Origin of the sequence: Paenibacillus sp. Soil522 (assembly GCF_001428245.1) — a bacterium.
Classification (GTDB): Bacteria; Bacillota; Bacilli; order Paenibacillales; family Paenibacillaceae; genus Pristimantibacillus.
The window spans coordinates 1-8,374 of the sequence record NZ_LMRV01000097.1; the positions used below are offsets into that span (position 1 = coordinate 1).

At 46.4% G+C, this 8,374-nt stretch carries 10 protein-coding genes and 1 pseudogene; 7 read left to right on the top strand and 4 right to left on the bottom strand.

The annotated features are described in order from the left end of the window. The coding region (locus ASG81_RS30430; RefSeq protein WP_155971988.1) for an integrase core domain-containing protein at positions 1-180 on the top strand (180 nt) is incomplete at its 5' end. A 174-nt stretch (positions 181-354) separates the two neighbouring features. On the opposite strand, the pseudogene ASG81_RS26900 reads toward ASG81_RS30430, so the two are convergent. Continuing rightward, positions 355-1,052: pseudogene (locus tag ASG81_RS26900) on the bottom strand (IS110 family transposase); the annotation flags it as partial. Between the two features lie 232 nt (positions 1,053-1,284). Here ASG81_RS26900 and ASG81_RS26905 point away from each other — a divergent pair. The 5 genes from ASG81_RS26905 to ASG81_RS26920 all read left to right on the top strand — a co-directional run bounded on the left by ASG81_RS26905 (position 1,285) and on the right by ASG81_RS26920 (position 4,327). Next, positions 1,285-2,148: an AraC family transcriptional regulator gene (locus tag ASG81_RS26905; RefSeq protein WP_200961626.1), complete on the top strand. Its 864-nt coding sequence runs from the start codon at positions 1,285-1,287 to the stop codon at positions 2,146-2,148. Positions 2,149-2,150: 2 nt separating this feature from the next. Beyond that, entirely contained in the window at positions 2,151-2,699 is a 549-nt protein-coding gene (locus ASG81_RS26910) for a GyrI-like domain-containing protein (RefSeq protein WP_056641928.1), read from the top strand. A 140-nt stretch (positions 2,700-2,839) separates the two neighbouring features. Beyond that, positions 2,840-3,175 (top strand): HIT domain-containing protein, encoded by a 336-nt coding sequence (locus tag ASG81_RS26915; RefSeq protein WP_056641931.1) that lies wholly within the window; start codon positions 2,840-2,842, stop codon positions 3,173-3,175. 347 nt (positions 3,176-3,522) lie between these two features. After that, a complete protein-coding gene (locus tag ASG81_RS33290; protein ID WP_235549048.1) occupies positions 3,523-3,852 on the top strand; it encodes a hypothetical protein in 330 nt (109 codons plus the stop codon). Further along, positions 3,740-4,327 carry a glycoside hydrolase family 31 protein gene (locus ASG81_RS26920; protein WP_235549046.1) on the top strand — a complete coding sequence of 196 codons (588 nt, stop codon included), beginning with the start codon at positions 3,740-3,742 and terminating at the stop codon, positions 4,325-4,327. Before ASG81_RS33290 ends, ASG81_RS26920 begins: the two co-directional genes overlap by 113 nt. A gap of 344 nt (positions 4,328-4,671) precedes the next feature. Here the strand turns inward: ASG81_RS26920 and ASG81_RS26925 are convergent, their stop codons facing one another. From ASG81_RS26925 to ASG81_RS26935, 3 genes are read right to left on the bottom strand one after another with little or no spacing between them, the layout of a single operon-like run. Next, the gene (locus ASG81_RS26925) at positions 4,672-5,526 is read right to left on the bottom strand and encodes an ABC transporter permease (protein WP_081417615.1); all 855 of its coding nucleotides are present in this window, start codon (positions 5,524-5,526) and stop codon (positions 4,672-4,674) included. Further along, complete coding sequence (locus tag ASG81_RS26930) at positions 5,510-6,316, bottom strand: ABC transporter permease (RefSeq protein WP_056641937.1); 807 nt, start codon at positions 6,314-6,316, stop codon at positions 5,510-5,512. Before ASG81_RS26930 ends, ASG81_RS26925 begins: the two co-directional genes overlap by 17 nt. Next, positions 6,313-7,311 carry an ABC transporter ATP-binding protein gene (locus ASG81_RS26935; RefSeq protein ID WP_056641940.1) on the bottom strand — a complete coding sequence of 333 codons (999 nt, stop codon included), beginning with the start codon at positions 7,309-7,311 and terminating at the stop codon, positions 6,313-6,315. Before ASG81_RS26935 ends, ASG81_RS26930 begins: the two co-directional genes overlap by 4 nt. A gap of 388 nt (positions 7,312-7,699) precedes the next feature. On the opposite strand from ASG81_RS26935, the gene ASG81_RS26940 reads away from it, so the two are divergent. Then, entirely contained in the window at positions 7,700-8,131 is a 432-nt protein-coding gene (locus ASG81_RS26940; RefSeq protein WP_056641943.1) for an NUDIX hydrolase, read from the top strand. The last annotated feature ends 243 nt before the right edge of the window (positions 8,132-8,374 follow it).

Below are 8,374 nucleotides of genomic sequence, written 5' to 3' on the forward strand. Positions count from 1 at the left end.
TATTTCCGGTCACTCAAATACGAATGTATTTATCTGAATGAATTTGAAAACCCTCGCGCGTTGCGCAAAGGGGTAGCTAGCTATGTCCAATTTTACAACCAAATTCGTCCTCATCAATCTCTCAATGGAGCAAAGCCAGATCAATTCTATACTCACACGATTGACCAAATCGCATCCTAAAATGCTAAATTACACGAGAAGGAGGACATAACTTATTCCTCAAAAATTCGTGTCTTGACAATGGGGGGCATTACATTGAACCAGTAGTGACCGGTACTTTCCATTCCCACAACGACGTCATTCAAGTTGTGCATTTTCTGTAATTTACGAATGCTGCTTATTAAATGCTCAAANAAACGACGCAAAGTGGCTAATGAACGAGGACTAAAAATATCTTCGAACGCTTGCCTGTATTCTGGAAAACGGATATCCAGCCAGCGGTGGATTCTGTTCTTAATTCGTCCGGATTTAACAACCCAATGCTCTCTGTTTGTGACAATAACCCGTAAGCGGCGGAAGGCTTCTTCCTTTGGAGAGAAGGGCGTGTAGAACCCGCGACTCACTGCATCGGCAATGACCAAAGCGTCCTTTGGGTCATTCTTTGAAGGGGAGTTGTCTCTGTTTTCCTTATTGCGTTTGGTCGTCATTGGATTAACAAGGACAACTGAAACACCCTGTTTCATTAACCAATTGGCGATATTGAACCAGTAGTGACCGGTACTTTCCATTCCCACAACGACGTCATTCAAGTTGTGCATTTTCTGTAATTTACGAATGCTGCTTATTAAATGCTCAAAGCCCGCATGGTCGTTCGAAAACATAATTGGKCGATTGGTGAGGACRATACCTCGAAAGTTAATAGCTTGAGCAGCATGTTTCTCCTTGGCATGGTCGTTCGAAAACATAATTGGKCGATTGGTGAGGACRATACCTCGAAAGTTAATAGCTTGAGCAGCATGTTTCTCCTTGGCAATGTCGATGCCTATGACAAGGGTGRAAGTAGAAATACGTTCTACACGTTGATTTTGAGCTTTAATTAATCTAGACTTCATAATAACGCCTCCTAAGGTGAGTTCTGAGGKCTGCAACCCAGTACATACTCATCCTAGCGGGGCGTTCGTTTTTCTGCAAATCGAATCTACTAACACCTACAGGAATGTTAACGGGCAGAATAGCTCAACTAAACAATAAATAGCAGTTTTTTTCTTTTGCATATTTTGTACAACAACTGCAAAGCAGCAGTTTATTTTTCTGCTAGACTTTTATATGGAAGGAGGACCATTAGTGGATTGGTCTGATCGAATGAATGCAGCAATTGACTATATTGAGGACAACCTGACTGGGGAAATTGATTATATGCAAGCTGCAAAAGCAGCCTGTTGCCCGAATTATCATTTCCAACGAATGTTTGCGTTTATATCAGATGTGACGCTTTCTGATTATATCAGAAGAAGACGGCTGACACTTGCTGCTTTTGAGCTGCAACAAAGCAACAAAAGTGTGATTGAAATTGCACAAACATATGGTTATAAATCTCATGCTTCATTTACGCGAGCATTTCGTGAACTGCATGGGATTTCACCAACATCAACTCGTAAATCAGGGGTAAAAATGAAGGCTTATCCACGTATGTCTTTCCACATTTCGATTGCGGGGAGAACAGAAATGAACTACAGAATTGAAAAAAATCCTGGGTTTTCAGCTGCAGGCTTCAAAAATTGCGTGAATACTGGTCATGCGTTCAATTGCATACCTAAGATCTGGCAAGAAGCACGAATGAACGGCATTGGTGACAAATTACTTGGTTTAATGGGTGAAAACTCAGAAAAAGTACCTAATGGCATATTGGGCGTTTTATCAGGAGGTGACTGGGGTAAAAATGATACTTTCTTCTATTACTTGGCCGTACCATATGAAAAAGAAACTCCTGCGGATATGGAAAAGCTAACATTCCCTGAAAGCCAATGGGTTGTATTCGAAGCCCAAAATCCTGCCGACCTCGTAAGCGCTTGGAAGTGTTTGTATACGGATTGGGTTCCTACATCAGATTATGTACTGGCAGACTTGCCAGCAATTGAATGCTTTTATCCTTCAGGACACTATCCTCAAAATGAACTATGGGTTCCTATTACTGCGAAAGGAAGATGACAATGGCTAAATTGAAAAAAATTGAATTTGTTGATTTTGGTCCGTTCAAGATGGTTGGAAAAGAAATTAGAACCAAGATTGAAAACTTTAATCCTATTTTTCCATCAAAATATCCAACGATTCCATCGTTGTGGAAACAATGCTTTTCCGACGGCACATTTGATACGCTTGCAAACATGACTGAATATTGTCCTGCCGAAACGCCGAATGGTTATGAGGGGTACGTAAGAGATTTCAACAAAGAGGATGAAACATTTACATACGTTGCAGGTTTTTTAATGAAAGTTAATACACCTGTGCCTGATGGGTATGCAGCATATTACATACCAGCTTGTACCATTGCAAAAACTTGGATTGAGGGCGAAGAGCATGATATCTACCCGAATGCACATCAACTGACAATGGAAGCCATTCATCAAAATGGATATGAAGTGGATTGGCAAAATTACTTTTCATGTGAAGTTTATACGGATCAAAGATTTGGAATGCCCCAAAAACGTGGACAGAAGGTACTGATACTTGATTTTTATATACCGATTAAGCAAGAGTAGCTAAACTAACGAAGACGATAGCGAAATGATATTACTGGAACAGGCGCCACGGCGACCTGCTCCAGATCATAGAGGTAACGAGAAGTAATGTGAAGGAACCGTGTGTTAAAATAAGGTAACATGACGGGAGGCAATTAATTATGTCGGAAGATTTTTATTGCGAAGAGGTATTAAGTGGTCGAACACCTGTACAAAAAGTACTGGAAACCGATAATGTACTTGCATATCACCATACCCGTCCATTCTATCAAGTACATATTGTGACGATTCCGAAAAGACATATTCCATCACTTATTACTTTAGAAGAAGGGGATGATACCCTGCTATTTGAGCTTATGGATATTGTTAAGAAGGTAGCTTCCCAAGTGGTATCGGAACATGGTGCTTGCAGAGTGATAACAAATTTAGGGGAATATCAAGATTCGAAACATCTTCATTTCCATGTGGTTTTTGGTCAGCCCTTGAAGAAGAGCTGATTAAGCTAACGGGTACGATAGTTCAACGTCGAAAGGTCCGCTTATCAGGCAGATTTGTCAGAAGACAAGAACATTGTCCCATTAAAGCCGCTTAAATAGCGGCTTTTTTCATTTATGGGATCAAGTTCTTATCATTTGCTAATGACAAGAACTTGATCCCATTCCCGACTTGTGACAAGAACATGATAGACATACAAAAAAGAATGTAGAGCTTTTCTTCAGAAGAAAAGCTCTACATCCTTTTATTATTTTTCAGACGTAATATTTCCGTATAAAACTCATATCGAACAAGATGTCTTCATAAATAACTATGAGGTCATCACAGCTTCGATGGGGGAGAACCGGTATTGGACAGCGTGTTTCGGATTGAAGGGAAACGATTGATCCGGCGATATGATGCCGAACAGCTATGGGTGGAGCCTTGGGGAGCCATTAGTCTTCGTGTACGTGCAACGGAGCTTGATGCCATGCAGGATGAGGACTGGGCCCTGCTTCCGCAGGAAGCATACAATGCTCAGATATCGGTTATCGGACAAACAGCTTCCATTCAAAACGGGAATATTCGTGCTGAAATTTCAGCCGGAGGAATGCTTACTCGGCGGATTTCACGGTGGCAAACCGAACGATCCCTCCTTTCGCGAGTTGATCATCCGTTGGTTCGAATATGCCACATTTAGTCCCGTTTTGCGTATGCATGGCGACCGCGGACCGCATACCCCGCCTTTAGGAGTCAGTGGAGGAGGATTGATGGACAGTGGGGCCCCGAATGAAGTGTGGAGCTATGGCGAAGAAGCTTTTGAAATTTTCAAGAAATACATTTTCATTCGCGAACGGCTTCGTCCTTACATCACCGAACTGATGATGGCCGCTCATGAGAAAGGAACTCCTCCGATGCGGCCTCTGTTCTATGATTTTCCTCAGGATCGCGAAGCTTGGAACATTGAAGATGAATTCATGTTTGGTCCCGATCTGCTCGTTGCCCCCGTGCTTTATGAAGGAGCAAGAGCAAAAAGAGTTTACTTGCCTAAAGGCTCGTCTTGGAAAGAGGTAAGTACGGGAATTAAACATCAAGGCGGCATGTGGATCGCGAGTGATGCTCCGATTGAAGATATCCCATTATTTTTGAGAGATGGTGCTTATTTGCCTATTTAGATTTTACAGGTCTTAATAGCAGAAAGGCGTAAAAACAAAAAATCCGCGAAAGCGGATTTTTGTATGAAAGAAAGGGAAATAAAGGCATCATGGAATTTGGAGGATGTGGGGAATGGGATCAAGTTCTTGTCATCCGACACCTGATTCACTAAGGAGCAGCCCGTTGCGGTTGCTTCTTTTTAACTTGTTCACAAAATAAGAAATTTTGTACATATGTACTGTTGGGCGTTAAGTTAACATCGAAAGCTGTATGGCAGAACGGGAGTATGCTCCTCGATGCCATACAGCTTTTTTGAGCCCCCCATTACTCCTGAATGAGGCAACACAGTACCGAAAGAGTTGTATCATCGGCGCAGCGTCATCATATTGCCGGATGCATATCGCTTCAGCCCTCTATAGAACAGCAGCGTTCCGCCGGCGGCGAGCAGCGTAGAAACGGCCAGCGCTCCGGTCAGAAAAGGAAGATCGATTTCGCGAAGCAGACCGATCGGTAAATAGCTGATGAAGCCCGCGGGGATGACGGCGAACAATACAAGCTTGCCCCAGCTTTTGAATATGCTGGTCGGATACGTCGTAAACGTCAGGAGCGCGTTGAACAGCTGGGTGCTGAGGCCTTCCGTATTCCCGATCCAGAACGCCAGGCAATTGACGATAACGGTAAAAAAGATGAAAATGACGGCGGCAATCGCCAGCGCCAGCCCGAATTTGGCGATGCCCGCGGCCGATTTGTCGCCGAATATGGCGAATACGAGCAGCGCGAACAGCACATCACCGATGGCGCTGACGGACATTCGGCTGATCAGCACATGCAGAAGCACCGGCTTTGGCTGGGACAAGTAGACATCAAGCTGGCCGGTTGCGATTATATTCGCGATTCGCGACGCGTTGCCGAAGAAGGTTGCCATCAGGCCGAAGCCGCCTGCCGACACCGCCCACAGCATCATGACGTCATGCAGCTCCCAGCCGTTCAGCACTTGGAACCGGTTGAAGTAAAGCCCCCAGAATACAATCCAGACGATATTGTTAATAATCATCATCCCGGCCGTAAGCAGGAAGCTCAGCCGGAACTCCATCGCTCCCGCAAGGTTCAGCGTCCAGCTGCGCAGAACGAATGTCAGCTGACGGCGCAGCTTGCCCGGCTGGTCGTGCTCACTGATGGAATAAAGGCTTGCCGATTTTGCTCTATCCTCCGTTGACATTAAGCTTTTTCACTCCTCTCCGGTAAATCCAGGCGACGGCTAATCCGATGACGGCAATCCATAGCACCTGCACAGCCAGCATGCCAGCAAGCTTGGATGCATCGAACGCCACGGCGGTTTTGGCGGGAATGTACAGGACTGCCTGCAGCGGAAGCCAGCGGCCGACCGCTTGCAGTTCATCGGGGAACAGCTCCAGCGGCATCAGCATGCCGCCGATCGTAAACAAAAATTTGTTGTAGACGAACTCGATTCCCCGCGTCTCCTCTACCCAGAACGCGCAAAGCGCCAGTGTCATGTTCAACATAAAATTGACGGTTAAGCCGAATGCCGCGGCAAGCGGCAGCCACAGAAAGCCAGCGCTCAGCTCCGGCGGGCCGATGATCAGCAGCCCGAGCGTACCGCCCAGCACGGCATTGACGCCGAAACGGACGGCTGCCTCGCTCATATACTCGACGTAATGAAAGACGACGAAATGGATCGGGCGAACGAGCCGGTAGCCGACGTCGCCGTTTTTTACTTCCTCCTCGATCCGGGTGCAGAGGCTGGGACAGGCAAGGGTTATCGTTTCGGTGATAACCAGATACCACATAATTTGCTTAAAGCTGTAGCCGGCGATAAGGGCGGCGTCCCCTTCGCCATGAAACGTCGCCTGCCAAAGCTGCAGAAATATATACAGGATAAGCAGCAGGAAAAGGGAGCGGATAAGAAATTCAATGATATAGGCCAATTGGTTTCTGAGCGTTATTTTACCGATAAACGCATATTTTGCCATTTTACCGAGGGTGGTCATGACAAGCGGTCCTCCTCTCCGAAATCGCCGTACATGCGCGTAATAATTTCCTCCATCGGCGGATCTTCGACGGTGACGTCTATGATCCGCCGGCTGGACATCACGTTCGTCAACGCCGCTTCAATCGTCGTGAGCGAAGTGTCGACGGAAAGCACCAGCCTCGCCCCGCTGCGTTCGACAATCGTCGCTCCGGGAACGGCCATGTCGCCGGGATCGTCCGCAAGGACAAGCCGGATCGTCTTGTGTGTCATATACCGCTGCTTCATCAATTTGACGCGGTCGTTGAATACGATGCGCCCGTAATTGATGACGATGGCCCGCTCGCATAGCTGCTCGATGTCTCCGGCGTCATGTGAGGTAAGGAATACCGTCGTGCCTTCCTGCTCGTTCAACTCGCGGATCAGCTGCCGGATACGCTGCTTGATGACGACATCCAATCCGATCGTCGGTTCATCGAGGAAAAGCACCTGGGGGCGATGCAGAAGGGAGGCCGCGATTTCGCAGCGCATGCGCTCACCAAGAGACAGCTTTCGAACCGGCGTGTGCATATAGGGCCCCAGCTCGAACCGCTCAATCAGCTCGTCGCGCCTTTGCAAGTAATCGCCGCGGCGCAGCTCGTAAATGCGACTCATTAGCTCGAACGTATCGATCGGCGGCAAATGGTACCACAGCTGCGATTTTTGCCCGAAAACGGAACCGATCCGGTATGACAGCTTCGTCCGCTCCGTCCAGGGGCAGCAGCCGAGTACTTCGGCGAAGCCGCTACTCGGATGGAGAATGCCAGTGAGCATCTTGATCGTCGTCGATTTTCCGGCTCCGTTCGGTCCTAAGAATGCGACCGTTTCGCCTTGCCGGACCGAGAACGTAATGCCATCAACGGCTGTTTTGTCTTCATAGAGAGGCTTCAGCAGCGACTTGACGCTGCCGGTGAAGCCTGCCTGCTTGTTTTTCATGCGAAATGCTTTTCCTAATTGCTCAACGCGGATGGATGACACATGCAAGCTCCCCTTTTTAGTTTTGTACTACCAGACGAGCATAAAAAAAGACCTCAGACAGTCTCGCCCTTAGCAGGCGGAACTTTCCGAAGGCCTTTTATTCCTTACGGTGTGGCTCAGGCATATGCGCCGTCGCTGGCATCGCTTGGTTCGCCTCCCACGCAGAATCGGATCCCTAGATGCCCTTCCGTTAATTTTACACATATTACCATGATAAACGCTGTCAGGCAATCAATATTTTTCAGGTATGGCGCGTCGAGGCGATGGGTCATTAAGCAACGGGCAGGATAACGGAGTTAAATGTAGAATTAATTCACCCATCACTAAAGATATATGAAATTTACAAGGTCGCGGCAGAAAAGCTGAAAACCATAAAGGTGGTGTTTCTTTGAAAAGAGTCGATGTATCTTCTGCTTTGATAACTGATAGCGAAGGACATATTTTAATAGTCAAAAATGTTAAAGGGGATTCGAGCTACTGGAGTCTCCCAGGTGGTGCTGTTGAAGCTGGAGAAACATTGGAGCAAGCAGCCATACGCGAGGTGAAAGAGGAAACAGGATATGGCATTGTTATTACTGGGTTATGTTCTTTAAGGGAGATGTTCTTTACTGAACGGGGGCACCATGCATTAATTGTTACATTTTTCGCTGATATTATTGAAGGTAACATCGTTATTGATGATCCGGAAGATATAAAAGACGTTAAATGGGTAGACCTTCAATTAGCAAGTGAACTCATGCCCTCATTTTTTCAGAACCATAGCTTCGATTCAGTAACTGACAGACCACCAGCTTTTTATGTATTTGAAGGCCTCGTTTGACACCTATTAGAAGATCGTTTGTAAGGTCCCAACCATGGTTCAGAAATCAAATACTAGAAAAATCACAAGAAATAGCCCGGGCACACACATCTGCGTGACTCCTACGCTATTTAGCCCCTATTTAGACTTGGACAGTACACCCCTTACTTAGATACAATGAAATCAAGCGGAGGGGAACAAGATATGAAGAAGAAACAATACGATTTAAACTTCAAGAAAATGGTGGTAGCTAAGGGGAAAGAG

Excerpts from the sequence above, each read along its gene's own strand:
- ASG81_RS26915 (WP_056641931.1), top strand. The coding sequence starts at position 2,840 with ATGTCGGAAGATTTTTATTGCGAAGAGGTATTAAGTGGTCGAACACCT.
- ASG81_RS26925 (WP_081417615.1), bottom strand. The coding sequence starts at position 5,526 with ATGTCAACGGAGGATAGAGCAAAATCGGCAAGCCTTTATTCCATCAGT.
- ASG81_RS26930 (WP_056641937.1), bottom strand. The coding sequence starts at position 6,316 with ATGACCACCCTCGGTAAAATGGCAAAATATGCGTTTATCGGTAAAATA.
- ASG81_RS26910 (WP_056641928.1), top strand. The coding sequence starts at position 2,151 with ATGGCTAAATTGAAAAAAATTGAATTTGTTGATTTTGGTCCGTTCAAG.